The organism is Bacillus sp. FSL K6-1006 (assembly GCF_038593175.1).
Taxonomy (GTDB): domain Bacteria; phylum Bacillota; class Bacilli; order Bacillales; family Bacillaceae; genus Bacillus; species Bacillus safensis.
On record NZ_CP151970.1, the window covers coordinates 2,337,023 to 2,362,773 of the forward strand.

Sequence of the window (25,751 nt, forward strand, 5' to 3'; positions counted from 1 at the left end):
AAAATTCCTCCTTAGTTCTTCTTATGCACAAGCGAGTTGTAAGTAGCAAGCGTATCTGGAAAGACTGGCTGATTCTTTTTCATTAGAAAACTGATGGTGTTTTTTAATGATTGGATCAGTGCACGATCTAGATCATGTTCTGCTAACTCCCTTACTTCTTCGACACCAGGGAAATGACGTCCTGGTTCAATATAATCTGCGACATAAATGACTTTTTCAAGTAAGGTCATGTCTGGTCTGCCGGAAGTATGAAATTCAATAGCTGTTAACACATCTTGATCATCAATTCCAGCTTCTTTTTTGACCAAATAGGCACCAACCGGGGCGTGCCAAAGCTCGGGCGAATATTCAAGTAATAAAGGGTTCATCTGTTCTTTTTGGATAATCCCCTTCATTTCTTCTTTTGGTCTAAATTTCGCATAATCATGAAAAATAGCGGCGATCTCTGCTTTTTTCACATCTGCACCGAACCGTTCCGCTAATGAAATGGCTGTCTCCATGACTCCGAGTGTATGTGTATATCTATGCTCTGTTAACTGCTCTTTGACACAGTTCAATGCTTCTTCACGATTCATATAAATGATGCTCCTTTATATAACGCTCAACAGCTTTCGGAATCAAATAATCGACAGGGTTCCCCTGCTCTATTCGCTGCCTAATCAATGTCGATGATACATCAAAAGCTGGAACATCTGCAAATAAAACAGGATATCCCGTACTTCCAACGTAACCCGGCCTTTTCATCCCAATAAAGGTGATCATTTGAAGCAAATCATCGATCCGATGCCATTTTGGCAAATACTCGACCATGTCCGCTCCTATCATAAAAAAGAACTGATCTTCTGGATGACGCTTCTTTAACAGATCGACTGTATCTACCGTATAAGACGGACCCTCCCGTTCCATTTCAATGAGCTCGAGCCGAAAATATGGATTTGACTGAATCGCCGCCTCCACCATTTTTATCCGGTGATAACTATCTGCTCGTTTCCGTCCAGTTTTATGAGGAGGCATATGGTTTGGGATAAACCAAATTTCATCAAGCCCCACTTGAATCCGCACCTCACTTGCCATCAGCAAATGCCCGTTATGGGGAGGATCAAACGTACCGCCGAACAACCCTATTTTTTTCATATCGCATCCACCTTTACGGCAGCTTAATTTGTTTATTTTCCTTAGATTCTTTGTAAAGGACAATCACATTTCCGATCGTTTGAACGAGCTCAGCCTTTGCACCTTTTACAAGTGCTTTCGCAACTTCCGTTTTGTCCTCGTCGCAATTTTGCAATACGCTGACCTTTAACAGTTCTCTTGCTTCAAGCGCCTCGGAAATTTGCTTGACCATATTGTCATTTACCCCGCCTTTTCCAACTTGAAAAATAGGTGATAAATGATGTGCTTGTGCACGTAAAAAACGTTTTTGCTTACCTTTTAACATGGTGTTCCTCCTAATTTCTCTATGACAATTGACTTCATTTTTCCGGCGTCAGGCGTAATGCCTGTCCACAGTTCAAAGGCTCTTACTGCTTGTCCAACAAACATGCCAACCCCATCCACTGTTTTCAAGCCTAAACCTGCTGCTTCACTGAGCAGTTTTGTTTCTATTGGATTATACACAATATCACAAACGACCGCTGTTTTTTTTGCGTTCGCTAAAGAAATCGGGGTTTCTTCAACATTCGGATACATGCCGATCGAGGTCGTATGGATGATGACATCATATTCCCCAAGCCGCTCTTCTGCTGCATTTAATGTGATTGCTTGAGATGTGATTTTCCCCTCTGCACTTTCAATTAAAGCTTCAGCTTTTTCAATGGTGCGGTTCGTAATATCAAAGCTCTTCGGTGCATACTGAGCAATTGTCGTATAAATCGCTCTTGCCGCTCCGCCAGCACCAATCAAGAGAAATGACAGCTCTGATAACGGCTGATCCAAGGCTTCAAGCAATGAATGAAGGAAGCCTTCTCCATCTGTATTGTACCCAACGAGCTGATCTCCTTCGAGCCTCACCGTATTGACGGCACCGAGGCGTTCAGCTGTCACATCAATTTTGTCGAGGTACTGCATGATTTCTACCTTGTGAGGAACAGTGACGTTAATGCCGCTGATTCCTAAGGCTTTCATGCCGCTAATCGCATCTTTCAGGTCATCACTTTCTACTTGAAAGCCATGATAATGTCCATCAATTCCAGCATCCTTTAATGCTGCATTATGAATATCCGGAGACATTGAGTGGCCAACAGGGTTACCGATTACTCCGTATAAAGGTTTCAAGGTCTCTCCCCCTTTTAACATTTAAATTAACGAACGTCTCATAAACACATGAACGCCTTTTGGCGCATAAACTTTGATTTGCTTGCCCGCATCATTTGCAGTGACCCAGCCTAAACCTGAAAAGACGATGTCCATTTTTGGCTGATCAATGGTAAAGGTATGCGGAACGAGCGGCGGGAAATCTTCCATTCCCTCTTTTGATGGCGGTGACAGCAGTTCCCCTGCATGTTTTTCATATAAATCATCTGCGTTCTCCAGCTTTGTACGGTGAATGTTCAGCTCATTTGGCATATAGCAGACAAATGATGTTCTGCCGCCTTTTACGTAATCAAAACGAGCCAGTCCGCCAAAATAAAGCGTTTGTGCTTCATTTAATTGGAACGTTCTCGGTTTCAATTCTTTTTTCGGCGTTAAAATCTTCAAGTCATTTTTGCTGACATAGTGCGCCATTTGATGGCGGTTGATGATGCCCGGCGTATCAAATAAAGCAGACCCGTCATCAAGCGGAATTTCAATCGCATCAAGTGTAGTACCTGGATATTGGGATGTAGTAATAACGTTCTCTTCGCCAGATACTTCTTTGATGATTCGATTGATAAATGTTGATTTTCCAACATTCGTACAGCCGACGACATAGACATTTCTTCCCTCGCGGTAATGATCGATCGCTTCCATCACCTCAGGTACGCCCTGGCCTCTGCTTGCACTGATCAAGAAAACATCGATAGGGTTTAATCCGTTTTCCTTTGCTTCCCGTTTCATCCAATGAATCAGACGATCTTTTTTCACGGATTTCGGTAAAATATCCACTTTGTTGCCGACAAGTAAAATCGGATTACCGCCGACAATACGGCTCAGTCCATTGATCCAGCTTCCGTTAAAGTCAAAAATATCAACGACCTTCACAATGAGAGAATCTGTCTCTCCAATGCTGTGCAATATATTTAAAAAGTCGTCTTCTGTTAAAGAAACATCTTGAATCTCATTGTAGTTCTTTAACCTAAAACAGCGCTGACAGATCACATCTTCTTTCAATAGAGATGCTGCCGGCGCATATCCTAATTGATCTTTATCTTCCGTCTGAATGGCTACACCGCAGCCAATACAAACAACCTTTTCCATTATTACTCTTCCTCCCACTGAATGTGGCCCTTACGCTTTAAGGCTCCTAAAATTCTGCGTTCAATCTGCCTGTTAAACTTTGTGAAAAATCCGTCCGAGGCAGCAACAGGAACGACCAAAATCGTATGGAAGCCATGACGATTCCCGCCAAGAACATCTGTCATGAGCTGATCTCCAATGACAACCACATCTTCTTTTTTCAACTGCATATCAGCGACTGCCTTATTAAAGGCTCTTCCCATAGGCTTTCTCGCTTTATAAATAAACGGAATATGAACCGGTTCAGAAAAAAGCTTGACCCTTTTTTCATTATTGTTCGATACAATCGTCACTTGTATCCCGTGATCTTTCATTTCTTGAAACCATTCAATTAAGCGCGGTGTCGCACTTGGACGGTCCCATTCTACTAGTGTGTTATCTAGATCGGTAATAATTCCTTTTACATTTCGTTCTTTTAATTTTTGCGGTGAAATGTGGAAAATACTTTTCACAAATTCATCCGGTAAGAAATACTTCTTTAGCACAATTTGCACCCTTTCTTCCATTGGTTTTCAGCGATTGTGTCGAATCAAATCACAATTTGTCTGTCTATCGAATACAATGAAAAAGTTTTCGACATATGATGAGGACCTTCAACAGGTGTGGATAATTTTACACACATTATCCACCTATATTCCATCACGCTTTCATTCAATTATAAACACTCTACCCACAAGTTATCCACTTAACCATGTGGATAACAGAACGATTGTTCTTGTTTCCCATTCATGGTAGATTAAAGGTACTTCAAAGACAGTCGATCAACCTATGATGATATGTCTTTTCCTCAAATTTTATGCCAACTTTTTCAGGGGAGGTGTTTTTCCCATCATATGGGTTTCTAGTATGAAAAAGCTGTCAGATGATTTACTTATAGAATCGTATTATAAAGCAAATGAAATGAACTTAAATCGCGACTTCATTGAATTAATTGAGACAGAAATGAAAAGACGTTCGCTCGGGCATATGCTCTCTGTTTCCTCTTAATTCCATATCACAGGAACCATGCCTCCCGAGCACTCTCCTTTTTTAAACTCAGGTGACTGATATTATATCACTTGCGCTATAGGCTTACTACTATTTTCCGTAAAAAACACCCCTTCTGATGAAAGAAGAGGTGTCTTAATTGCAAGGCTGTTCATTCCAAAACCATAACCCTCCGCCTACGACTAAAATGACCACAAGGAACACAACAAGAAAAGCGTAACCGATTCCTGCTCCTTGTGCTGGATAAGGCGAACACGCAGGGTAAGGATAAGGACATCCCCACATATCAGTTACCTCCTTCTAGGAAGATATACTGTTAGACTATGCTGGATGGATGGTCTTGTTTAGGCAGATGGCCATCATTTAAAAATGTTTGATGACATCACGCTCTTTGATTTCGTTATAAATAATTCTCGCCCCTTTTGGTGTCATATGATTGCCAGAAGGGTCGATCAAACCTGACTGAATCAGGGCATGATCACTATCTTCTCCAGCTTCTCGGATGAAAGCTTTCCAGTTGTCGACAAGCGGCACCTGCTCATCATTCGCTACTTCTCTGGTGATATCATTATAAGAGTTTTGCCAGGCTCTTGCCCCGCCTCTCCCGGCAAAATAAGATGACTTATATCTAGAGTAATAATACAAGCCCTTTTTCCCGCCTTCTACAACAGGCACACAGGTCATGAGAATCGGGGTTATGCCTTCTTTTCTACTTTCAGAAACAAAGTAGATTAAATTTTCTTTAAACCGTTTTTTCGTCACTCGGGGATGTTTCCCGTCTAAAATCGCCGCATCATTCGTGCCGAACATGATGAGGACGTAAGTTGGTTTCTGGTTTAAAATATCCTGCTCAAAGCGCAGTTTCGCGTCTTCAGTCGTCTGCCCGCCAATGCCTGCATTCTTCACTTGAATTTGGCCGCGCTCGACGTTTTTCATGAGATTCACCCATTTTTCAGATGTTGGATAATCTCGAAAGTCCCAGTTTGATCCTCTTGTATTGCTGTCACCAAATGCAATGACGCTTTCTTGTACTGGCTTAGAGCATCCAGCAGCAACACATAATAGGATGAAAAGGAAAACATATTTCTTCACAACATTCACCTCCAAAAGCCCTCTTCATATAGTAAACGACAAGACTTTTGGTTTCAATGAATGAATGTTTTTGACGAATGCTGCCTATTGCATCTGAACAGGCATATATGCTTTGTCGTGGTGCAGCAGTTCACTTACTTTTACAAATTCATAGCCCCTCTTCTTCAACTCAGGAATTACTTGTTTCAATGCTTCTACCGTTTGCTTGCGATTTCCCCCGCCATCATGTAAAAGGATAATATCGCCGCCTTGAATATGATCAATAATTCGACTAGCAATTTTACGTGCGCCTGGTCTTGACCAGTCCTTCGGATCTTGCGTAAAGGACCACATGACCACATCGTACCCTTGCTTTGACAGAATGCGGAATGATTTCATTGTTAAGCGTCCACCAGGAGGGCGAAATAATAAGGGACCGCCAGGCTGGAGTGAAGCGATATGGGCCGCTGATTCTTTTAATTCCCGCTTGATCTCCTTTGACGACAAAAGGTCAAAATACGTATGATTCATCGTATGATTGCCTAGTTCATTCCCCTCGTCCACAATCCGTTCTGCGATCATTGGATATGTATGAATTCGGCTCCCTATCACAAAAAAGCTTGCATTCACTTGATGCTCCTTCAGCACATCCAATATTTGATTTGTATACACTGGATGAGGTCCATCATCAAAGGTGATCGCAATCTTTTTCCGTTCCGCTCTCACATCCCAAAAGGCACGTCCCGTTTTTTCAAGATCGACTCGTTTTAATGTACGTGCCTCTATTTTATTAGGCATAAAAGCACATAGCAGCCATATACACATCAAGATATGCAGCCCTCTCATTCGACCGCCTCCTCCACCGAACATCATTACCGATAAATTACCCGCTTTCTCATCAATTCATGCTCATATCCGCTTTTTTTTCAAATAAAAAAAGCCGGCCATATTGGCCCGCTCTTTGTTTCACGTTTGGTTTCTCTCTTCAACTGTCGAACGTTGCTTAGAATTCATACAGACACTCTCCTTCTTGGATTTGATTTTGAGCCCATAATAATTTCTGATAATACTGGTTGGACTTCTTGTATTGTTGAGAGGCTTCTAAGGCTGTCGCAATTTCTAGTGAGATATCCTCTATATAAGAGTATAGGCTAAGTTTTTCCAAATAATCAATGGTTTTTTGCAGTTGGTCTTCATTGATTTCCTGAACATATAAAGCATCCAGGTACTCAAACATATGACAGAACAGCTGGTCTTCATGCTTCTTTGCAGCCAATTTCCCATCTTCTAATATGCGCAGGGCATCCGCCTGTTCATTCTGTCTAAAAAGCAGCTTCGCCAGCGTATAGAGCGTATGCGGAAGCGTTGGAAGCAGCTCTTTGCGGGCAAGATCAGCAGATTCCGTTAAATATCGTTCCGCTTCCTCTCTATAGCCAAGCTCACCATAACATTTTCCTAAATTATAGAGCGCTGAACTGTATATGCGCGGGTGATCAATTTGAGATGCGAGCTGTTTTGCCTTTTTTAAATGAGGCAATGCCCGGTCTTTTCGTTTTAAATCTTGATAATTTCCTGAGATGACAAAGAGACATTGAATGATGCGAATGGTATACGCATCATGCTGATCGTATATTTCCAGCGCCTTTAAAATATGGTGCATGGAGACATGTGTTTGTTTCATGATATAGTAGGCTTCTGCCACTTTAAAATGAAACTCTGCCTGCTCAATATCATCAAATACCATGGACAGCTGCTTTTCTGCGACTCGATAATATTTGACGGCTTCTAAATATTCTTTTTGACTAAATTCATGCATGCCACGAAAAAATGCATGGTAATAATGCAGCATATCAGATAACTCATGATTGGAGTTTTCGATTTTATCGACTAGATTAGATACTGAGAAAGGTTGATATTTTGAAGGGTGTATATAGTCAAGCATGATTTGGTGCCGAAAACACATGAGCTGATAATAAATCAGTAAATGCTGGTCCTCTTCCATCTGTTCAATTTCCGCTTCAACTTCCGCTTTCAAGATTTCCGCATCTGGAACACTGAACTGCCGTATCATTCGATACCATTCATTAATTTTCATACCTACATGTGAAGATAGAACCTTCCCCATGTTCCGAAAAAACCCCTTCCTTTTCGGTCTAATATTACATATTTTAGCACGCTTCTTGACCGCCAAGCACCGCAAAGAAACCGCAAACATATGAGGGGAGCTGTAAAAAGAGACGAACATTTTTCGAAAAACATGATTTTTTCATCGTACAGACACAGACAATCCCCCCTTCACATACATTTGAGGATATAGGCAGCGGCCTAAACATGGTGGAGGTGAAAATCGTGGCAGGAGTATTTACAGCGATGGGATTGATGGTCAAAGAATTGGTGTTTTTAGTGTCCTATGTCAAAAACAATGCCTTTCCACAGCCCCTTTCGGGAGATGATGAAAAAAAATACTTAGCCCTCATGGCACAGGGCGATGAACATGCAAGAAACATGCTGATTGAACATAACCTTCGGCTCGTCGCCCATATTGTAAAGAAATTTGAAAATACCGGGGAAGACGCTGAAGACCTCATCTCCATCGGGACGATCGGACTCATTAAAGCCATCGAAAGCTATTCCTCTGGAAAAGGAACAAAGCTGGCAACGTATGCGGCGCGGTGTATTGAAAATGAAATTCTCATGCATTTACGCGCGCTCAAAAAAACGAAAAAAGATGTCTCCTTGCATGATCCCATCGGTCAGGATAAAGAAGGCAACGAAATTTCATTAATCGATGTCTTAAAATCTGAAAATGAAGATGTGATCGATACCATTCAGCTCAACATGGAGCTTGAAAAAGTAAAAGAGTATATCGACATTCTCGACGGCCGAGAAAAAGAAGTCATCGTCGGCAGGTTCGGCCTTGATTTAAAGAAAGAAAAAACGCAGCGGGAAATAGCCAAGGAGCTTGGGATATCGCGGAGCTATGTGTCACGTATTGAGAAGCGCGCGCTGATGAAGATGTTTCATGAGTTTTACCGGGCGGAGAAGGAGAAACGAAAGCGGGAGAAGGGGAAGTGAAAATGGATTTCCCTAACTTCTAACAAAAACAGACCTCGCGAGGTCTGTTTTTGATTTCGGCACTAAGCTACTGTCTCTCTGCATTTCTTTTGATAATAGCTGCCGCCTTAGCCCTCAAGGACAGTGGCAAGGTTTTGGTCATGAACTAAGGCATGAAGGAAATCAATTTATTATGCTCCACTATTTAGAGTACTGCAGGAAATGATGGCAAAGCGATTTGCATATAAGTATTGTATTCTGCATTAATGCTTAAAAAATTTAAATACGAAAAAATAAAATATGATGCTTCGTGTATTCTTGCTAATCAATTTTTTTGAAGAGAAAAAGGCTCTGTTAAAAGTAAATGTTGATATTTGATACCTGTCAGAAAGCTTAGTATAATCAATACAGGAACAAACATTCGGGATATTAGAAGTATGAGGAAGGCGTTTAGTAATTTGTTAAAACACATTGATAAACTACCGCTTACCCAAAAGAACAACTTGCTGCAAGAGACCCTATAAACGTAACAGTTTCCAAGGGTCATGTTATGAAAACAAGGTTGATAGTATGATTGGTTCTAAACTGACACCAGATCATGTACATTGTGTCGTTTAATTCTACAAGAATATCTTTAAGAAATAGCAGTACTTAAAGAAACAATTTAACTTTGGAGTGATCATAATGATTAAGTTTTTTGAGTACAACTGGCAGGTTAGAGACGAATGGGTTAACTGGTGTCATCAACTAACAACAGAAGAGTTGTTACAAGACCGCATAGGTGGAGTGGGGAGTATTTTATACACTCTTTTTCACATTATCGATGTTGAATATAGTTGGCTCCGTGCTATTCAGGGTAAAGAAGACGTGGTATTGAATTTTGATGATTACAAGTCTCTGACGAAGGTAAAAACTCTCTCATCTACTTTACGACATGAAATCGTTGAAATTTTAAAGTTTCATTTAGATGAAAAACAAGATCGAATAGTAACAGTTCCTTGGGATGAAGATGAATACACTAAAAATGAAATATTACATCATATAATTGCCCACGAAATTCACCATATCGGTCAACTTTCTGTTTGGGCAAGAGAAAAAGAATTAACACCTGTATCTGCTAATTTTATCGGTAGAAAGTTAAAATCAGTACATTCTTATGAAAAGTAAGGTCAGTTAAAGATCCATTCATTTATTCCACAATGCCATTTTCTTTTAAAAAGCACTCAAATAATTGCTGACCTTTCTCTTCGATTTGATCATCTTCAATGGGATATTCCCCAATGAATAAGCCTAAATGATTGTATTCCTCATAACTCTTTAAGAGATTCAACCCGTAACTTTTTTGATCAAAAAACAATAACCATTTTCCTGTTTCTAAACTCTTAAAAAACACGCCTTCATAATCACAACCTTGTTCATAATATCCTACATGTACATGCATACTCTCATCTAACCTATGTATTCTTTCATCTGTACACACTTTTATCTTGCTCCCTTAACTTTCATATCTTGCTGAAAATCAATATTCCTCAACTCAACCCAATCAACAAAATCAGGTACCGTTTTTGTCGTCAAAAAGTATTGGACGATTTGATAAGCCTGATGACGGTCGACATAGCTGCATGATGGCACATGCAATGGTGATCCTGCTATGAAATGCTCGATCGTTTCGATCTTTTCTACCTTTTGAAAAGGGACTAAACAATCTGGATATCTGATGATAAAGAATCCATACGGCTCAGTATAAAAGAAAACTAGAGTCTCGCATTCCCAATCTTCCTCTATCTCAATGGAAGATTCCCCGTTACCTTGTTTCCAATACTCTTCACCCTCCTGAAAGAAGATCTTTTTCATGAATTCTTCTCCCGGATTTTCTACTGGAGCTTCTGTAGGCCCGTAGTATAAAAACATCAATATCGCTCCTTCATGCCTATATCAATTTGGATTTAACCAATTGTTCTATTCCCCTCAAAATCATAAAAAGCTTGTGTTTGCTGGTTTAATTTTAGCATGTGAGATAGCTTTGGGTTTAGCTTTTGAAAGGTTTGAGTGCTGACCCATTTTACTTCTTCAATATCCTGATCCGGATCTAGAATGTTCATCTCTCCTCCGGTGATTCCCGCAAAGAACGTAATGATAAGCGCATGATGTTTTTTATCTTGAAAGAACGCTTCTCGAACCGAATGAAGTTCATTTACTTTGACAACATACCCTGTCTCTTCTTTTACTTCACGGATGACAGCCTGCTGCAGGTGTTCACCTTTTTCCACAGCACCGCCCGGAAGTTCCCAATATCCCTTTACATTCTTGACTGTTAATAGATTTCCTTCCTCATCATAAATAATAGCTGAAACCACGTCTACTCGTTTCAAATAAATCCCCCTCAACATTCTCCATTCAATTGCCGAATATATGGCACGAACTGTTCATTTTATACATTCTTATTATACTGTATTAGTAGTCAGCGATTGGAGGCCAGAGCATGTGGATGATCATCATTTTACTTGTTGGGCTTGTGGGATTTACAGGAAATATCGTTTCTCTTTTGAGACAACTCAAAGCGTCAAACGAGAAAATCATTCAACTGTTAGAACATCAAAAACCGAAAAAAACACCTCACGCAACCGGAGGTGTTTACAATAGGAGAAATCTTATCGTTTTTCATCAAACAACATATATCTAATTCGCCGAATATAATGAAGCGCAATATGACCGAGACATAAAATAAGCCCAATCATCGCAAGGATATAGATGGGCAGCATCAAACCAGGTACATAGTTTACGACAAATCCCAAACTAAACGCTGTCAGCATATATATGCTGATCAACCTCATCAATACCATTCGAAGCCCTCCCTTTCTACAATCACTTTAACATATTTCCCCTTCATCCTTATAATTGGATTTAAAAAAGATGCGAATCCTTTAAGACTTGCATCTTTTTTACGTATTCAATTCACCTTTTTCGCCCGGGCTTCCTTCCACTGCTCAAGCTCCGAGACTGTTAGTAATTGATATCCTTGTTTGGTCAATTCTTTGATGATCGTGACAGCTGCGTTTGCAGAGGTGTCATAGATGTCGTGCATTAAGACGGTTTCTCCGCTAGACGCATGTGTAAGAATGTAATTTGCGACGTATTGGCTGTTGCGATATTTCCAGTCTTCAGGATCTACGTCCCAAAGCGTGACTTTCATGTTGACAGCCTCGTTGATCTGCCTGTTTGTTCCACCATATGGCGGTCTAAAGTGAGTCGGTGTGAACCCGCCTGCTTTTTCAATGATTTGCTGTGTATCTTCTACTTGTTTGATGGCTTGTTTTAATGGCAGTCTTGTGAGTAAAGGGTGGTTATAGGAATGATTTCCGATTTCATTTCCACCTTTTCTGATTTCACCCAGCATATCGGGATAATATTGAACCCTGCTTCCTAATACAAAAAATGTCGCGTGTCCTTTGTTTTCTTTTAAAGCTGTTAAGATTTTTGAGGTCGTTGATGGATTTGGTCCATCATCAAATGTAAGGGCAATGGCTTTTTGATTTGGGTTGAATCCTCCCTGTTTTGGCAGTTTTACGATCTTTCTTTTTGCGATCGGTTCTTTTTTCTCGTTTTTGTTCTTTTCTTTATTGATGTATTCTGGCTTTAACATGCCTTTAAGCAGTGTTTTCTTAATCGCCAGCACTTGAGGGCCTTGTTTGACTGGTGCAATTTGCCCTGCTGGAAAGTAAAATTCAATAAAACGATCTTTGATGGCAAAATACTGATAATGCTCTGCCTTAGGAGACGTTCCTTGTTTGAGCAAATGCTCGTTTTCAGTAAGAGAGCGATCTTTTTTCAACTCCTCAAATGTCATTTGAGACAGTTTTTGCAGACTTTTTTTCTTTGATAAAAATAGATCATCAATTGATAAAAACTGCTGTTTCTTGAAATCAAAATTGAATATCTTCGTTTCTTGTGCGCCTTTTACTCCGCCTTTCCATTCATATGTATTGAATTTGATCGCAGCAGTTTGTTTGGCATAATGAGTAATCTCGTAATCTATGTTTAATTCGTATCGATGATCTTCATCGACATCACTTGCTTCACTAAACGATGTTTTGAATTTGTCCAGCGCTGTTTCTGCAAATCTTTTCATCTCTTGATCTAGCTTTTTTTGATGAAACACAGGATAGTTCACAGCATATCTCAAGTATCTCCCGTCATTCACGAGGGTCACAATTTCAACTTCTTTATAGCTCGCATCTGGTTCTACCTTCTTCTTCTCTGTCCCGCTTGCCTGCTGATTATGATAAAACGCAGCGATTCCGATGATCATCGCAAGTCCGCATAGGACGAGACTGACTTTCCATTTCATTGACACAATGATTCTCCTCTCGTGATGCCGTCATGCCTGAATGACGTGTGTTTGTAGGATAGACTTTTCATGCACCCTTTTTAGTTTGCAAATCACATAACTGTCACATTTTCGACACATTTTTAGAGAGGAATAAAAAAAGGACTTGATTTCTCAGTCCTTTGATTACTTTTGCATATATAGTTGAAATAATTTCGTTTCTTCATCAATGGAACGCGCTCGATCAAATGCCGCTCTGACCGTCTTTGAATTGTTCATGAGCTCGTACAGCATGGTCAGCACAAAAATAAATGCTGCATTCCCATCGATGTAATCGTCCGGTGCCGTATAAGATGTAGCTCCTGACTCTAAGAAAGCATCTGCTAAATTTTTCTCTCCTAGTGTGCAGCCTGTAGAGATGACATGAACTCCTTTTAAGGAGGCATACCGCTTGATTTCATCCACTCCAAAGGCAGTATCTCTAGGCTCCTCATCTTCGTAAACATCTTCCCCTAATTCAGGCAGGATAAATGTTCCTTCTTCACCGTGAAACGATAAAAGAAGGTAATCTATTTCTCCTCTATTTCTGCCGGATAACACATGAATCAGATCATTCGGTCTTCCGATCCAATGCATATCGACTTTCACGCCGAAGTTTTCAAGTGCTGCACGCAGGGCAAAAGATTCCAGCTCACTATTGGGTCCTGCTGCTAATATGATACGCATGGCCTGTTGATCCACTTCTATCTCCTCCAGACTATGATAAAAATAAAACCATTTTTTCCTCATCTGCATATGTATCAGCCCATTTTAGCGCTTTTTCTTCGACAGCGTACGACTCAAATCCAACGGAGCGATAGAGGCGCTTGGCTGAGTGATTAGTTGTCACCACTGATAAATACATTTGCTCGATATCCTGCCGTTCTCGCGCAAAGGAAAGAGCTTTTGTCATCAAGGCCTGGCCTGCTCCTTCTCCGCGGGCACTAGGTGTTACATACATCGCTGTCAGATTCGCTCGATGCTTTAACTTCTGCAAGGTTTCTTGGATGAGCGTGACTGCCCCCACAAGCTGCCCTTGATGAAAAGCGCCAAAAGTCCACATAGATTGGGCCGAAGCAAAACGCGCTTTATATTTGTCCTTTGTATTGATTTGCTCTTCCTCATAGCTCATCGCAAAACCCTCTGGATTTAATCGCAGTGCTTCTAGTCTGAGTGCTGCATATTCTTCAGCATCATCTGGTGTTAACAATCGAATATTCAGAAAACCGCCTCCAAAAGAATGATGGATACTTCCAATTTTATCTTGAAAGAAGATTTTGATCAAAGGATATTGGTCCCTCTGCACATATCTCTTTACCTATATGCAAATTAGACTCGCTTTCCCACCTGTGAAAACAAGGTATTTCAGATCATGTTTACGTGTTTTATTCTAGCAAAAACGATTCTTTTCTCACTTATCTTTTCACCTTTTTTATATTAATCTATAACTAATTCATGAAAAAAATGAAAAAAAAGGATTGCGATAAACTAAAAGATATCTTAAGATAAAATAGTAATAAAAATACAAAAAAGGGAGGAATTTGATATGACAGAAACAAGAAATGAAATCAAACTACATGTTCTTTTTGGTGCTTTAGCAGTAGGATTCCTTATGCTAGCTCTTTTTTCCTTCTCGCTACAAATGCTGCCCGTTGCTGATCTAGCAAAAGAATTTGGTATTCCAGGCAGTGTTGCAGCTGTTGTTCTGAACGTGGTTGAAGCGGGCGGGGCTGTTACAACAATTGTGTCCATTTTAACTGCTGTAGGATCAGGTGGTCTTTCTCTCATTGCAGCGGCTGGTAAAGAGACAATTCGTCAGTACCTTAAAAACGAAATTAAGAAAAAAGGCCGTAAAGCTGTTATTGCTTGGTAATTCAATTTTATGACCCAATAGAAGGAGACTTTGTTCTCCTTCTATTTAAATTTTTATGCAGGTGAGAAGATGTTATATCCATTATTATCACTACTTCTATCAATTAGAATGAAACAACAATATTCAAATCTAGCTCAGTTTATAATACGCAGGGTTTCATTTTTCAAATCGTTTTCTTCTAAACAATACATATTATTTTCTTGCATTCTTGATACTTTATTCGGATGCCTGATTGTATTCGTTATTTCTTCATATCTTTACTCTTCGGTCTATCAAATAGAATGGGAAAGTGCTTTTGTGATATTTTTGTTCCTTTTCTCTATTGTCAAAGGAATTGAATCTTATAGAAGAACGCATATTCTTCCTTTTGAAGAGTTAATACAGCTTGCACCTGTTTCCGCGAGACGCCTTTTTCAAACGCTTTTATTTTCAGAGTTGGTATGGCTTCTATTTACAAGCTTGAGTACTTATTTGATTTATTTTCTCTTTCAATATTTCATTGCTCAAACACATGACTGGATATTTTGGTTGAAGCATCTCAATGTTATATTGACAGGCTTCTTACTTTTTATCGTCAGCAATAAGATATTTGGTGCTTACATCTATAACATTGTCGTAAAAAAAATTGGGATCATTCGTGTTCTTTTTTTCGCAAGCATCTCTTTACTTTTCTTCTTATTCGGAAGGGTTCTAATATCGAACGTTATTTTCCCTTTTTATCACACCTTCCGACAACTTTTTCAATCAATTTCTTCGCTTGCAGAAGATGCGTTTTGGATTACACTTTCAAACAACTTGGTGTCTTTATATCAGAATAATCTTCAGCAAATCCATCATGCTTTATTTTCACAGGATTCGGTATTTCTACAATTTCTAGCGCTTTTTACTTCACCTGTCACATTTTTCGTGGTGATATTAGCTGCAACACTCGTCATGAAGACTCCTGTTCGCTGGATTCCGACTGGGAAAGAGCATGATCAAAGCTCAAAACATTTTAGAGATTTATATTATTGGTACTTTCAAGCACTTGATAAAATTCAGGGCTCGCTGTTTCAAAAGAATATGTTGATTCAAAAAGACCTTAAGGTGTTAAAAGAAAAAAGGTGGCTGCTGTCTAAAGAGTTTTTTAATTATATGTTCATGTCATATGAAGCCTTCTTCTATGTCGGGGTTATGACAGGTTTGATCTCGCTTATTGATCATCAAGCTTTGCAAATTCAGATATTATTCACATTAAATGTGATGATTTTAGCTAATCAAACATATGAAATGAGAATGCTGACCCCTTCTATATTTTCTTTGAGTGCTGAAAAAAAGAATATTTGGCTCTATGAGCTTTCTCAAACATCTCTTATGCAGTTTTTCTTATCAAAAATCCAGTTATTTTATTGTTTATTTTCTATACCATCACTCTTTCTACTTTTCATTAATCTATCAATCATGAGTGTATATCACCTTTTTGATGTTCAGATGCTCATTCAATTGGTGGCATTGGGGATTGGCTTTTACATTTTTCCATTGATTCAGCTGTATTTGTTTCCATTCACAACAAAATTCAATTTTATTCACGAGCATGAAATAGGGACAACCAATGAAGAAATAGAAGTTATCGATAAAGGACAGGCCTTTGCAAGGAATTTTCTCGTGCTGCCTTTCATGTACTATATGATCTTGACCTCTTTTCTACCTATTTTGCAGCATTCTACAAGTCTCATAAGCGTTCTGTTTGCTTTATATTTTGTGATCGTTTCAGTGATATGCTGGGTGTTATGCCGCAAGACCATCTATAAAGGGATTGAATATGTTGAAAAAAATAAGATGTTTTATATCGGAGAATAGACTGATTCTACGCCTCGGTTACCTCTACGCTGCTATCTTTATTGCAGCTGTGCTAATCGGAAGCCTTCTTCCTTATGATCAGATTCCTTATCTTAAAAAGGATGAAGAGATGTTTTTTCTATCTATTTTCTTAAACAATTTACAAGTTGGAATGGCGATATTAGGAATTGGAGCTTTTACAGGCGGCATCATGTCTGCAGGCATTCTTTTTTACAACGGCTACATTATCGGCAAACTCGTTCAGTATTTGATTGTCAATCACGAAGCGAAGCAGCTATTCACAGGACTCCTGCCTCATGCTTTCGTAGAAGTCCTTGGATTAATTCTGTTTTCAATCGTCAGCTCTTATCCTTTTATTTATCTCTATCGATTTATAAAAGGAGAAACAATTGAATTAAAAAAACTGACCCTAACTGTGCTTCAATTGATTTTTGCAGCAGCCATTCTTTTATTCATGGCATCTCTTTTAGAGCAATACGTTAGCCATGTACATCTACCATAGAAGAAAGGAGAATCTGGTTCCATGGAGCTACTTCTACGTCCTAAGCAATTTTTCAATCAGAATCAATCGATTAAAACCATTGTAGGCCTTGTCTTACTATCATTATTTGTGTCGACTGTCTTTTTAACATTTTTTATTATTGATTTGTTAGTAGATGAACCTTTATCCACTGGGAAACAACTTGCCAGCATTGTTTTTATCTTTTTGCTGACAATCCCGCTTTATTTCATTTTAAATTTTCTCAGTACTGTCCTAACTTCTATTTATATGTATTTTTTTCATAAAGCTTTTATTTTACGCAAAATGTATCTTGTTATTTTGGTTTATAATGCATTTCTTTTATTAGTGAATAGTGCAGCGATCTATTGTGTGATGGTGTTACAATTAGATCACTATTTTCTCTTGATTCAAATAGTTTCCTTCTTATTCAACTTATATCTTTTACGGATCCTTTATGATGGAATTATTTACTATGCTGAAGGATCAAAAAAAGCTGCCTTAGCAACTGTGATCTTGTATATGCTTGTGACGACTGCGTTTGTTATTGGAGGATTCATCAATGGCTAAACTTCAAGTGTCTCAGCTATCTTTTCGCTATGAAACAACAGAAGAGAATTCTCCCCTTCTCGATCATGTGTCATTTGATCTGAAAGAAAGTGATCGAGCTTGTATTATTGGAAAGAACGGCAGCGGTAAATCGACACTTTTAAAGATCATCGCAGGTCTGCTTCCTTCAGCATCAGAAACGATTTTACTTAACGAGCAGCATCACCCTGGAACCGCTCAATATAAAAGTCTGGTAGCATACATCCCAGATAAACCTTTAGTCTATGATGCGCTCACTGGTTTCGAGCATATGGAGCTTATCCAGTCTTTATGGAAAATGAAAAAGTCGGAAAAGGTTTTATACAAAGACACCTTTCTATCGCTTTGTGATACATTTGATTTAACTCATGCCCTAAAAATGCCTGTCAAACAATATTCATTGGGCATGAGATATAAACTTTTCTTTAATTGTATGGTGGCAAGATCTCCAGAGCTGATCATTCTTGACGAGCCTTTTACCTCTCTTGATGAAGCCTCTCAAATACAATCGATTTCTTTATTAAAAAAAGAGTTCTCTCATCGATGTGTTTTATTTACAAGCCATCAGCGCTACCTTTATTCAGAGTTAGGAAATCGTTTCTTCCAGCTGGATAAGGGACAATTAAATGAAATGGAGCATTAGACATACAAAAGGCATCCCATAAAAGGATGCCCCTTCATTACCACTTACAGCGCTTCACCGGACGGCAGCAAGGGTTTTTAATATCACTGCCGCAATCGTATTCTTCTACAATATACTCGTTGTGAGTCGATTCAGTGACCGGATAGTAGTTTTCGATTCTTTTGATGTTTTTATTGACGTTTGTGATATGCGTTGGATGAATTTTTCTGATCGTTTGTTCATTCGTTCTTGTGTTGACAATTTGACGTGTGGGGAAAACAACCGTTTCGTCTCCTCCTTGGTTTCCTCTGCGAGGTCCAAAGAAGAAATCATCTAATCGATTTCGGCTCATCTCAACACCCCTTCAAGTTGTCTTTCACTTACACTCTATCGTATGTCAGAGGCACCTTTCGTGATTAGATGCTTGTCTATTTTAAAAAAAATCCACTATCGACCTCGTTTTCTCTTTCTTTACAAAAGGACAATTTTAACATATTATACAAATGATATCTTACGAAGACAGGTCATCCATGAAAACAAAACATCAGCTCTTTTTATTCAATGCATTTTTTCCACTCATTATCAAATAAGAGGTGAACGATATGATCAACACGACACAGCCATTCGAACGAAACAAGCTAGACATTGCACTTGAACTAACTCAATTACATCTGAATCAATATCAAACAAACCATCCTGATCAGCTGAGTGAAATTTACGCGAAATATTACGCACTGCTTGAAGTGCTGGATTTGTCTTCCTATGATCAATTGATTGATTTACTGCCAAATGAGCTCAAACAGACGCTTGAGTAAAAAACCATCTACCCACATGGGATAGATGGTTTTCTTAAATTTATACACGTGCAGCCATATCGGTTTCGATTTGCTCTAAACTTCTTCCCTTTGTCTCGACTAGCACAAATCGGGTGAATAACAGCCCGATTAAGCAGATGACTCCGAATGAGGAGAAAATGACCCCAAAGCTGAATTGATCAGCCAGAATAGGGAAAACAAGTCCAACTGCTAATGATCCGGTCCAGTTAAAAGCAGAAGAGATACCTGCTCCGATGCCTCTGACAGAAAGCGGGAAGATTTCGCCGATGATGATCCAAGTGATCGGTGCCCACGAGAAGGCATAGCACAAAATAAAGCAGCAAAGTGAAATCAATGTCACCCAGTTTAAAATTCCTTCACTAACGCCAAGTGCCCCTAATGCGGCTGGAGCAAAGAAAGAAAGGGCCATGCCCGATCCCCCTACGGTGAGAATCGTTCGGCGGTCAAAGCGGTCAACAAATTGTAAAAAGATCACGGTCGTGACGACGAAAATGACACCGACAATGACTGTAAAACCTGCGGCGACCTGCGGCGCAAGACCTACATTCCGAGCGATACTCGTTGCATAATAGACAATGGAGTTCGCGCCTTGAATTTGCTGAAGGGTTGCCATTCCAACCCCAATGAAAAGAGCCATTCGGAATTTCTTTTGAAACAATTCACGAATCCCCGAGCGTTCTTCTTTGGCGACTTCTAAAATTTCCTGCATTTCTGATTCGATTTCTTCACGGGAAGAACGCAGTGATCCTAATACTTCCCGTGCTTTATGAGCCATTCCGTGTTTAATCAAATATCTCGGAGATTCAGGAAGCTTCAGCATGCCAATATAAAGCACGATCGCAAATAAAGCGGCACTTCCCAGCATCCAGCGCCAGCTGTCCGGGATGGGCTCAAACACAAACGCAACAATATAGCTGAGCAATAGACCAGTTACAATCATGAGCTGATTGAGCCCAGATAATTTCCCGCGGATTTTAGCAGGAGCGATTTCAGACATGTAAGCAGGAACCAAAGATGAAGCTGTTCCTACTGCTGTCCCTAAAAAGATTCGAGCGATGGTGAGTGAAATCTCTTCTGGTGCGACAGCTGATCCGATCGCCCCGACAAAAAAGATCACGGATGAGACCAAAATGAGTTTTCTGCGGCCAAATTTATCCCCTAAGAGACCGCTTAAGATGGAGCCAATGATGGCCCCGCCCATTAATGAAGAGACAACGATTCCAAGCCATAATGGGCTGAGCTGAAATTCTTCCTGAATATGTCCTTCCGCCCCTGCAATAATACCAATATCATATCCAAATAAGATGCCTGCAAAGGACCCGAAAAAGAAGATAAATTTGCTTGACACTTTTTTCTCCAAGTGGATGACCCCCTCACTTAATTAACCGCTTTCATTTCACCCGGTGCTTCTACTGTAACCAGTAGAAGACCTTTCCCCCTTCTATAAAACCACATATTCTGCATTGACTAGCTTTGCAAAGTGAACAATTTGATCAACCTTTAAATTGAGAGACACGACTGTATGATGGCCCCCGCCTTCTTTAATCCATGCTTTGACGCCATCCTGAAAATTCGGTTTGATTTTCCACAATACACGCGCAACTGGTAAATGAGGTGCTGCTTCCTCTGGCTCAAAGGCTTCGACTTCTTGTATGAGCCATTTGAAATGTGTTCCAAAATCCGCTATAGAGACAACGACACCCTCGCCTGCTTTTCCATCAAACACAAGACGTGCTGGATCTTCCCGGTTTCCAATTCCAAGTGGAGACACGACAATGACAGGTTTTGTATGGGCGAGCGCTGGATCTACTTCCAGCATATGAGATTGCAGCACTGCTTCCTCTCCAGACGTCATTTCATATGTGTAGTCCTCCATAAAACCAGTGGATTGATGATGGCTCATCACTTTTAATAAGCGGTCCAGTGCGGCCGTTTTCCAATCACCTTCCCCAGCAAAGCCGTAGCCCTTTGCCATCAGTCGCTGTACCGCAAGTCCAGGCAGCTGCTTCATCCCATGTAAATCTTCAAAGTTTGTTGTAAAGGCATTATAGCCGCCTTCATCTAAGAAACGTTTGATGGCGATCTCATATCGCGCCTGCACCTTGACACTTTTTTCCCACTCTTCAACTGAATACGTTCCATAATTCACATCATATTGCGTTAAATACTCAGCAAATAATGCATCTACCTCTTCGTCATCTACTGCATTTACATATTCGACGAGATCGCCTATTCCAAAGTAGTCAACGGTCCATCCTAATTGAATCTGTGCTTCGATTTTATCGCCTTCTGTCACAGCCACATGCCGCATGTTGTCACCAAACCGGGCTACTTTGATGTGAAAGCTCTCATGATAGGCAGCCGCAACGTCCATCCAATCCGCAATTTGCTGCTGCACTTCCGGCTTAGACCAATGACCGGTCACAATTTGGTTTTGTTTATTTAAACGTGCATTGATATAGCCATATTCTCTGTCTCCATGTGCGGATTGATGGAGATTCATATAGTCCATGTCGATCGTGTCCCATGGAATCTTTTCATAATATTGTGTAGCAAGATGCAAAAGAGGCTTTTGCAAAAGACTGGTGCCGCGTATCCACATTTTTGCTGGAGAAAAAGTATGCATCCACGTCATCACACCGACAACTTCATCGCGATAATTGACCTCTTTCATAAGCTTTGTGATTTGATCGGCACTGACAGCCAGGTCCTGCAAGATCACTGGATAAGGAAGTAAACCGCTTTCATTTAAAGCATCCGTCATTTTTTGTGCATCTGCTTTTACTTTTTGCAGTGCTTCATCACCATATAAATGCTGTGACCCAACGATAAACCAAAACTCTTTTTTCAGGCTTGTTAACATAGATATCCCTCGTTTCTTTATCTTGAAGGTTTTTGTCCGTAATACGCATGCTTTCCATGTTTTCTTAAGTAATGTTTATCTAAAATTCGCTGCGGCAATGGCTCAGCAAATTCGTTCAATTGCTTGGCAAAAAGATTCATCTTGGCGACTTCATCTAAAATCACACTGTTTGTGACCGCACTTTTAGCATCCTTCCCCCATGTAAATGGACCATGCCCTTGAAGCAATACACCCGGCACCGCCATCACATCTAGGTTTCTTTTCTCAAACGTTTCGATGATCAGCTTGCCCGTTTCTACCTCATAACCCCGATTGACTTCTTCTTCTGTTAGAAAACGAGCGCACGGAACGGCGCCGTAAAATGTATCGGCATGTGTTGTGCCCATTGCTGGTAAATCAAGTCCTGCCTGCGCCCAAACGGTTGCCCACATGGAATGGCTATGTGAAATGCCGCCAATTTCCTCATAGTGTTTGTAAAGAACTGCATGTGTAGCTGTATCTGACGAAGGGCTCAATTCTCCTTCCACCACTTCACCATCAAAGTTCACCACGACCATATCTTTTGCTGATAGTTGGTCATACGCTATGCCGCTCGGCTTAATCACAAACAAACCACTGTCACGATCACATGCACTGACATTACCCCATGTAAATTTCACAAGTCCGTATTTTGGCAAATCTAAATTTGCTTGATACACTTCTTCTTTTAAGCGATCTAGCATACCGTCGTCACTCCTTTCTTTGGCATGAGATGCGCTACCGCTGCTTCTTCAATCGCAAGACCATTTTGATAGCGCTTTAAAAATTCGTTAAAGCCTTTGACATCGAGTGGATCGGGCTCCATGAGTTCTTCTGATGTATGGGCAAATACGCGATGGGTGAGAAATTCAGCCAATGTTTGCTGCTGCTGATGGACCATATACGAAGCAAGGACAGCCATCCCAAATGCACCGCCTTCTCCCGCTGTTGAAACGACTGATACAGGTGTATCCAGCGCTGCGGCAACCATTTTTTGTCCAACGAGCGGTGTTTTAAATAATCCCCCATGCCCTAGTAAGCGGTCGATCACTACATGTTCCTGTTCCTTTAATCGGTCCATGCCTATTTTCATAGCACCAAAAGCAGAGAACAAATGGGTGCGCATGAAATTAGCAAGGTTAAAGCGGCTTTCAGGAGACCTGACAAAAAGAGGTCTTCCTTCTGGCAGTCTCGTAATATTTTCACCAGAGTAATAGCCATAGCTTAAGAGTCCGCCGCCATCTCGATCTGCTTCTAAAGCTTGCTGCAATAAGGATTCATATAACCTTTCTGACTCCACTTGCAGGCCAAGTGCTTCAAATGCCTCTTTGAATATATTCATCCAAGCGTTTAGGTCACTTGTACAGTTATTCGCATGAACCATGGCAACTGGCAGTCCATCCGGCGTCGTGACAAGATCCACTTCTGGATACACACCTTTTAGATCCTGCTCCAGCACAATCATGGCAAAAACCGACGTCCCAACAGAAATATTCCCGGTCCTTCTTTCTACACTGTTTGTCGCCACCATTCCCGTTCCAGCGTCACCTTCCGGCGGGCAAAATGGAATGCCTGGCTGCAAATGTTTTCCTTGATCTAAAATGGCTGCTCCTGCTGCCGTTAACACGCCAGCCTCCTCACCTGCTAAATAAACACGCGGCAGAAGGTGCCGGAGCTTCCACGGATAGCCTTTTTCTGCAATCAATGCTTCAAATTGCTGGAGCATTTCTTCATTGTAGTCCTTCGTTTGTTCGTCAATTGGGAACATACCTGACGCATCGCCAATACCAATGGCCTGCTTTCCGGTTAACAGCCAGTGAATATATCCTGACAAAGTGGTCATATATTCTAATCGGGATAGATGTTTTTCCTCTTCTAATACCGCTTGATACAAATGGGCAATGCTCCATCTTTCTGGAATATGAAATTGAAATACGTCTGTCAGCTTTTGACTCGCCTCGATGGTCGTTGCATTCCGCCATGTTCGGAACGGAACGAGAACCTCTCCTGTATGATCACATGCCACATAGCCATGCATCATCGCTGATACCCCGATTGAGCCAATGGTTTGAATGGTCACACCATACTTTTGCTCGGCCTGTTCTTTCATCTCTCGATACGCCACTTGCAGACCTGTAATGATATCAATTAAGTTGTACGTCCATATTCCATCTTGGAGAAAACTTTCCCATTCATATGCACCTTGTGCAATTGGCTGAAATTCCTCATCTATTAAAATCGCTTTAATTCGTGTTGAACCAAATTCAATGCCTAAAGATGTCCGTCCTTCTTTCAAGGCTTTGGCCGTCTCTTTGTGATCCACTCTACGTTCACCCCCATTTTTGATAGCGGTTTCAATTTTCTTTTTCTAGATTCATTGATTCTCTAGTACAATCACAATATAATATTTGTACGTACATATGTCAATAATAAATATAGTTGTACATACATAATGCGACAAAAACTTTCATTTTTTCTGAAGGGGTCATAACAGAAAAGGGAAGCGCCTGTTTTTGATCCGACAACCATGTTAAAATATGTCCATACAATTTCTTCTCAATCCGAGTAGATGATCAACTGAGAAAGAAGTGAAACGATGAAAAAGAAGTACCAGATCATTATTGATGATATAAAAAGCAAAATACTCACAGGGGATTATCGGATCGGGGAGCGTATTCCAACCGAATCAAGCCTGCAAGACATATATCAAGTGAGCAGACATACAGTTCGAAAAGCCATTTTGGAATTGTCCAGCGAAGGATTTTTGCGCAGCGAAAAAGGTTCAGGCACATTTGTGACCAATCAATATCAAACAAAACCTGCGGGACATGCACATATGAAAACGATTGGTGTCATTACAACATACATATCCGATTACATTTTTCCTTCTATCATTCGAGGCATTGAAAGCCGTTTAAACGAAGAGAACTATTCCTTGTTACTGGCAAGTACAAATAACGATGTTGAGCAGGAGAAAAAAGCGCTGGAAATGATGCTGTCCTTTGGAGTGGACGGACTTATTGTCGAGCCGACGAAAAGCAATTTATATAACCCAAACATCTCGTACTATTTATCCTTTAAAGAACAGGATGTACCGCTCATTATGATCAATGCTTATTATGAGCAGCTAGAGGTTCCTTTTCTCTGTTTGGATGATGTGAAGTCCAGCTATTTAGCCACAAAAGAGCTGATCACCTCTGGACATCAGCAAATTGGGCTTATTTCAAAAACAGATGATTTACAGGGGAAATATCGGATGAAGGGCTATATTCAGGCGCTAGGTGAAGCGAAGCTTAATTTCCTGCCTGAGCATGTGCTTTTTTTCGATACAGAATCGAAGCAGCATTTAGGGGAGCAAATTTCCACATTCCTGATGGCGCACAGACATGAGCTGACTGCCCTTGTTTGCTATAACGATGAGGTGGGTTTAGAAGTAGCCAATGTATGCAGCGAAATCGGGCTGTCCATTCCAGATGATCTCTCGATTATTGGACAGGATAATTCGTATATTGCCCAGAAAAATGCCCATGTGAAGCTGACAACACTGACCCATCCTCAGGAGCAAATGGGCCGGGATGCAGCTGACTGGATGATTAAAAAAGTACAAGGAAAAAAGAATCTCCCTGATCAAACGTTTTACGAGCCTGAATTGGTTCCAGGTGAAACGATCAAACGAATAAAATGAGCCCCTACTCCAAGT

General features: G+C 40.4%; 32 protein-coding genes. 10 read left to right on the forward strand and 22 right to left on the reverse strand.

Annotated elements, in window-relative coordinates; genetic code table 11:
* Positions 1–11: 11 nt before the first annotated feature.
* Genes yqeK through NSS65_RS12110 form a run of 6 tightly spaced genes read right to left on the reverse strand, consistent with a single transcriptional unit; the run spans position 12 to position 3,920 of the window.
* Positions 12–575 carry a bis(5'-nucleosyl)-tetraphosphatase (symmetrical) YqeK gene (gene yqeK / locus NSS65_RS12085; RefSeq protein WP_111926437.1) on the reverse strand — a complete coding sequence of 188 codons (564 nt, stop codon included), beginning with the start codon at positions 573–575 and terminating at the stop codon, positions 12–14.
* Positions 565–1,134: a nicotinate-nucleotide adenylyltransferase gene (locus NSS65_RS12090; protein ID WP_070326485.1), complete on the reverse strand. Its 570-nt coding sequence runs from the start codon at positions 1,132–1,134 to the stop codon at positions 565–567. The genes yqeK and NSS65_RS12090 overlap by 11 nt, the downstream gene beginning before the upstream one ends.
* 13 nt (positions 1,135–1,147) lie before the next feature.
* Positions 1,148–1,438 (reverse strand): ribosome assembly RNA-binding protein YhbY, encoded by a 291-nt coding sequence (gene yhbY / locus NSS65_RS12095; RefSeq protein ID WP_008342507.1) that lies wholly within the window; start codon positions 1,436–1,438, stop codon positions 1,148–1,150.
* Positions 1,432–2,274 (reverse strand): shikimate dehydrogenase, encoded by an 843-nt coding sequence (gene aroE, locus NSS65_RS12100; protein ID WP_061109378.1) that lies wholly within the window; start codon positions 2,272–2,274, stop codon positions 1,432–1,434. The genes yhbY and aroE overlap by 7 nt, the downstream gene beginning before the upstream one ends.
* A 21-nt stretch (positions 2,275–2,295) precedes the next feature.
* Positions 2,296–3,396, reverse strand: coding sequence for a ribosome biogenesis GTPase YqeH (yqeH, locus tag NSS65_RS12105; protein WP_034661381.1), 1,101 nt, complete (start codon positions 3,394–3,396; stop codon positions 2,296–2,298).
* Positions 3,397–3,398: 2 nt separating this feature from the next.
* On the reverse strand, positions 3,399–3,920 hold the full coding sequence (locus NSS65_RS12110) for a YqeG family HAD IIIA-type phosphatase (protein WP_008356191.1): 522 nt from the start codon (positions 3,918–3,920) through the stop codon (positions 3,399–3,401).
* 361 nt (positions 3,921–4,281) lie between these two features.
* On the opposite strand from NSS65_RS12110, the gene NSS65_RS12115 reads away from it, so the two are divergent.
* Entirely contained in the window at positions 4,282–4,422 is a 141-nt protein-coding gene (locus NSS65_RS12115; RefSeq protein WP_003217327.1) for a sporulation histidine kinase inhibitor Sda, read from the forward strand.
* Positions 4,423–4,557: 135 nt separating this feature from the next.
* Here NSS65_RS12115 and NSS65_RS12120 read toward each other — a convergent pair whose 3' ends face one another.
* The 4 genes from NSS65_RS12120 to NSS65_RS12135 all read right to left on the reverse strand — a co-directional run bounded on the left by NSS65_RS12120 (position 4,558) and on the right by NSS65_RS12135 (position 7,618).
* Positions 4,558–4,707 carry a hypothetical protein gene (locus tag NSS65_RS12120; RefSeq protein ID WP_162842499.1) on the reverse strand — a complete coding sequence of 50 codons (150 nt, stop codon included), beginning with the start codon at positions 4,705–4,707 and terminating at the stop codon, positions 4,558–4,560.
* A 78-nt stretch (positions 4,708–4,785) separates the two neighbouring features.
* The gene (locus NSS65_RS12125) at positions 4,786–5,514 is read right to left on the reverse strand and encodes a GDSL-type esterase/lipase family protein (protein WP_259455941.1); all 729 of its coding nucleotides are present in this window, start codon (positions 5,512–5,514) and stop codon (positions 4,786–4,788) included.
* Positions 5,515–5,598: 84 nt separating this feature from the next.
* Positions 5,599–6,339 (reverse strand): polysaccharide deacetylase family protein, encoded by a 741-nt coding sequence (locus tag NSS65_RS12130; protein WP_144496230.1) that lies wholly within the window; start codon positions 6,337–6,339, stop codon positions 5,599–5,601.
* Positions 6,340–6,496: 157 nt separating this feature from the next.
* Positions 6,497–7,618: a tetratricopeptide repeat protein gene (locus NSS65_RS12135; protein WP_024427938.1), complete on the reverse strand. Its 1,122-nt coding sequence runs from the start codon at positions 7,616–7,618 to the stop codon at positions 6,497–6,499.
* A gap of 221 nt (positions 7,619–7,839) precedes the next feature.
* On the opposite strand from NSS65_RS12135, the gene sigK reads away from it, so the two are divergent.
* Entirely contained in the window at positions 7,840–8,568 is a 729-nt protein-coding gene (gene sigK, locus NSS65_RS12140; protein ID WP_034738387.1) for an RNA polymerase sporulation sigma factor SigK, read from the forward strand.
* Positions 8,569–9,231: 663 nt separating this feature from the next.
* Entirely contained in the window at positions 9,232–9,714 is a 483-nt protein-coding gene (locus NSS65_RS12145; protein ID WP_144496231.1) for a DinB family protein, read from the forward strand.
* A 22-nt stretch (positions 9,715–9,736) separates the two neighbouring features.
* On the opposite strand, the gene NSS65_RS12150 is transcribed toward NSS65_RS12145, so the two are convergent.
* The 7 genes from NSS65_RS12150 to NSS65_RS12180 all read right to left on the reverse strand — a co-directional run bounded on the left by NSS65_RS12150 (position 9,737) and on the right by NSS65_RS12180 (position 14,198).
* The gene (locus tag NSS65_RS12150; protein WP_227001671.1) at positions 9,737–10,027 is read right to left on the reverse strand and encodes a DUF3986 family protein; all 291 of its coding nucleotides are present in this window, start codon (positions 10,025–10,027) and stop codon (positions 9,737–9,739) included.
* Between the two features lie 2 nt (positions 10,028–10,029).
* Positions 10,030–10,458, reverse strand: coding sequence for a hypothetical protein (locus NSS65_RS12155; RefSeq protein ID WP_061109382.1), 429 nt, complete (start codon positions 10,456–10,458; stop codon positions 10,030–10,032).
* A gap of 35 nt (positions 10,459–10,493) precedes the next feature.
* Entirely contained in the window at positions 10,494–10,919 is a 426-nt protein-coding gene (locus tag NSS65_RS12160) for an NUDIX hydrolase (RefSeq protein ID WP_041118041.1), read from the reverse strand.
* Positions 10,920–11,198: 279 nt separating this feature from the next.
* Positions 11,199–11,390, reverse strand: a complete 192-nt coding sequence (locus tag NSS65_RS12165; RefSeq protein ID WP_034280052.1) for a hypothetical protein — start codon at positions 11,388–11,390, stop codon at positions 11,199–11,201.
* Between the two features lie 107 nt (positions 11,391–11,497).
* Positions 11,498–12,901 carry a polysaccharide deacetylase family protein gene (locus NSS65_RS12170; protein ID WP_065214611.1) on the reverse strand — a complete coding sequence of 468 codons (1,404 nt, stop codon included), beginning with the start codon at positions 12,899–12,901 and terminating at the stop codon, positions 11,498–11,500.
* Positions 12,902–13,060: 159 nt separating this feature from the next.
* Positions 13,061–13,615 (reverse strand): delta-aminolevulinic acid dehydratase, encoded by a 555-nt coding sequence (locus tag NSS65_RS12175; protein WP_144496233.1) that lies wholly within the window; start codon positions 13,613–13,615, stop codon positions 13,061–13,063.
* Between the two features lie 16 nt (positions 13,616–13,631).
* Positions 13,632–14,198: a GNAT family N-acetyltransferase gene (locus tag NSS65_RS12180; protein ID WP_313960052.1), complete on the reverse strand. Its 567-nt coding sequence runs from the start codon at positions 14,196–14,198 to the stop codon at positions 13,632–13,634.
* A gap of 261 nt (positions 14,199–14,459) precedes the next feature.
* Between NSS65_RS12180 and NSS65_RS12185 the strand changes: the two genes are divergently transcribed.
* The 5 genes from NSS65_RS12185 to NSS65_RS12205 all read left to right on the forward strand — a co-directional run bounded on the left by NSS65_RS12185 (position 14,460) and on the right by NSS65_RS12205 (position 18,355).
* Positions 14,460–14,786: an uberolysin/carnocyclin family circular bacteriocin gene (locus NSS65_RS12185; RefSeq protein WP_034280046.1), complete on the forward strand. Its 327-nt coding sequence runs from the start codon at positions 14,460–14,462 to the stop codon at positions 14,784–14,786.
* A 933-nt stretch (positions 14,787–15,719) separates the two neighbouring features.
* On the forward strand, positions 15,720–16,625 hold the full coding sequence (locus NSS65_RS12190; protein WP_231122779.1) for a hypothetical protein: 906 nt from the start codon (positions 15,720–15,722) through the stop codon (positions 16,623–16,625).
* On the forward strand, positions 16,588–17,127 hold the full coding sequence (locus tag NSS65_RS12195) for a stage II sporulation protein M (protein ID WP_241770699.1): 540 nt from the start codon (positions 16,588–16,590) through the stop codon (positions 17,125–17,127). The genes NSS65_RS12190 and NSS65_RS12195 overlap by 38 nt, the downstream gene beginning before the upstream one ends.
* 21 nt (positions 17,128–17,148) lie before the next feature.
* Entirely contained in the window at positions 17,149–17,694 is a 546-nt protein-coding gene (locus tag NSS65_RS12200; RefSeq protein ID WP_034280043.1) for a hypothetical protein, read from the forward strand.
* The gene (locus NSS65_RS12205; RefSeq protein WP_144496235.1) at positions 17,687–18,355 is read left to right on the forward strand and encodes an ABC transporter ATP-binding protein; all 669 of its coding nucleotides are present in this window, start codon (positions 17,687–17,689) and stop codon (positions 18,353–18,355) included. The genes NSS65_RS12200 and NSS65_RS12205 overlap by 8 nt, the downstream gene beginning before the upstream one ends.
* 37 nt (positions 18,356–18,392) lie before the next feature.
* On the opposite strand, the gene NSS65_RS12210 is transcribed toward NSS65_RS12205, so the two are convergent.
* Positions 18,393–18,686, reverse strand: a complete 294-nt coding sequence (locus NSS65_RS12210; RefSeq protein ID WP_024423071.1) for a spore coat protein — start codon at positions 18,684–18,686, stop codon at positions 18,393–18,395.
* 250 nt (positions 18,687–18,936) lie between these two features.
* Here NSS65_RS12210 and NSS65_RS12215 point away from each other — a divergent pair, with 250 nt between their 5' ends.
* Positions 18,937–19,149 carry a hypothetical protein gene (locus NSS65_RS12215; protein ID WP_024427922.1) on the forward strand — a complete coding sequence of 71 codons (213 nt, stop codon included), beginning with the start codon at positions 18,937–18,939 and terminating at the stop codon, positions 19,147–19,149.
* A gap of 40 nt (positions 19,150–19,189) precedes the next feature.
* On the opposite strand, the gene NSS65_RS12220 is transcribed toward NSS65_RS12215, so the two are convergent.
* The 4 genes from NSS65_RS12220 to NSS65_RS12235 all read right to left on the reverse strand — a co-directional run bounded on the left by NSS65_RS12220 (position 19,190) and on the right by NSS65_RS12235 (position 24,374).
* Positions 19,190–20,530, reverse strand: coding sequence for a sugar porter family MFS transporter (locus NSS65_RS12220; RefSeq protein WP_034280034.1), 1,341 nt, complete (start codon positions 20,528–20,530; stop codon positions 19,190–19,192).
* A gap of 81 nt (positions 20,531–20,611) precedes the next feature.
* Complete coding sequence (gene araA, locus NSS65_RS12225) at positions 20,612–22,033, reverse strand: L-arabinose isomerase (protein WP_144496236.1); 1,422 nt, start codon at positions 22,031–22,033, stop codon at positions 20,612–20,614.
* Positions 22,034–22,050: 17 nt separating this feature from the next.
* Positions 22,051–22,755, reverse strand: coding sequence for an L-ribulose-5-phosphate 4-epimerase (locus tag NSS65_RS12230; RefSeq protein ID WP_070326478.1), 705 nt, complete (start codon positions 22,753–22,755; stop codon positions 22,051–22,053).
* Positions 22,749–24,374 (reverse strand): FGGY-family carbohydrate kinase, encoded by a 1,626-nt coding sequence (locus NSS65_RS12235; RefSeq protein WP_144496237.1) that lies wholly within the window; start codon positions 24,372–24,374, stop codon positions 22,749–22,751. Before NSS65_RS12235 ends, NSS65_RS12230 begins: the two co-directional genes overlap by 7 nt.
* A 273-nt stretch (positions 24,375–24,647) precedes the next feature.
* Here NSS65_RS12235 and NSS65_RS12240 point away from each other — a divergent pair, with 273 nt between their 5' ends.
* Positions 24,648–25,736: a GntR family transcriptional regulator gene (locus NSS65_RS12240; protein WP_070326476.1), complete on the forward strand. Its 1,089-nt coding sequence runs from the start codon at positions 24,648–24,650 to the stop codon at positions 25,734–25,736.
* Positions 25,737–25,751: the final 15 nt, after the last annotated feature.

Excerpts from the sequence above, each read along its gene's own strand:
- yqeK (WP_111926437.1), bottom strand. The coding sequence starts at position 575 with ATGAATCGTGAAGAAGCATTGAACTGTGTCAAAGAGCAGTTAACAGAG.
- NSS65_RS12090 (WP_070326485.1), bottom strand. The coding sequence starts at position 1,134 with ATGAAAAAAATAGGGTTGTTCGGCGGTACGTTTGATCCTCCCCATAAC.
- yhbY (WP_008342507.1), bottom strand. The coding sequence starts at position 1,438 with ATGTTAAAAGGTAAGCAAAAACGTTTTTTACGTGCACAAGCACATCAT.
- yqeH (WP_034661381.1), bottom strand. The coding sequence starts at position 3,396 with ATGGAAAAGGTTGTTTGTATTGGCTGCGGTGTAGCCATTCAGACGGAA.
- NSS65_RS12115 (WP_003217327.1), top strand. The coding sequence starts at position 4,282 with ATGAAAAAGCTGTCAGATGATTTACTTATAGAATCGTATTATAAAGCA.
- NSS65_RS12120 (WP_162842499.1), bottom strand. The coding sequence starts at position 4,707 with ATGTGGGGATGTCCTTATCCTTACCCTGCGTGTTCGCCTTATCCAGCA.
- NSS65_RS12130 (WP_144496230.1), bottom strand. The coding sequence starts at position 6,339 with ATGAGAGGGCTGCATATCTTGATGTGTATATGGCTGCTATGTGCTTTT.
- NSS65_RS12135 (WP_024427938.1), bottom strand. The coding sequence starts at position 7,618 with ATGGGGAAGGTTCTATCTTCACATGTAGGTATGAAAATTAATGAATGG.
- NSS65_RS12145 (WP_144496231.1), top strand. The coding sequence starts at position 9,232 with ATGATTAAGTTTTTTGAGTACAACTGGCAGGTTAGAGACGAATGGGTT.
- NSS65_RS12155 (WP_061109382.1), bottom strand. The coding sequence starts at position 10,458 with ATGTTTTTATACTACGGGCCTACAGAAGCTCCAGTAGAAAATCCGGGA.
- NSS65_RS12165 (WP_034280052.1), bottom strand. The coding sequence starts at position 11,390 with ATGGTATTGATGAGGTTGATCAGCATATATATGCTGACAGCGTTTAGT.
- NSS65_RS12185 (WP_034280046.1), top strand. The coding sequence starts at position 14,460 with ATGACAGAAACAAGAAATGAAATCAAACTACATGTTCTTTTTGGTGCT.
- NSS65_RS12190 (WP_231122779.1), top strand. The coding sequence starts at position 15,720 with ATGAAGACTCCTGTTCGCTGGATTCCGACTGGGAAAGAGCATGATCAA.
- NSS65_RS12195 (WP_241770699.1), top strand. The coding sequence starts at position 16,588 with ATGTTGAAAAAAATAAGATGTTTTATATCGGAGAATAGACTGATTCTA.
- NSS65_RS12200 (WP_034280043.1), top strand. The coding sequence starts at position 17,149 with ATGGAGCTACTTCTACGTCCTAAGCAATTTTTCAATCAGAATCAATCG.
- NSS65_RS12205 (WP_144496235.1), top strand. The coding sequence starts at position 17,687 with ATGGCTAAACTTCAAGTGTCTCAGCTATCTTTTCGCTATGAAACAACA.
- NSS65_RS12210 (WP_024423071.1), bottom strand. The coding sequence starts at position 18,686 with ATGAGCCGAAATCGATTAGATGATTTCTTCTTTGGACCTCGCAGAGGA.
- NSS65_RS12215 (WP_024427922.1), top strand. The coding sequence starts at position 18,937 with ATGATCAACACGACACAGCCATTCGAACGAAACAAGCTAGACATTGCA.
- araA (WP_144496236.1), bottom strand. The coding sequence starts at position 22,033 with ATGTTAACAAGCCTGAAAAAAGAGTTTTGGTTTATCGTTGGGTCACAG.
- NSS65_RS12230 (WP_070326478.1), bottom strand. The coding sequence starts at position 22,755 with ATGCTAGATCGCTTAAAAGAAGAAGTGTATCAAGCAAATTTAGATTTG.
- NSS65_RS12240 (WP_070326476.1), top strand. The coding sequence starts at position 24,648 with ATGAAAAAGAAGTACCAGATCATTATTGATGATATAAAAAGCAAAATA.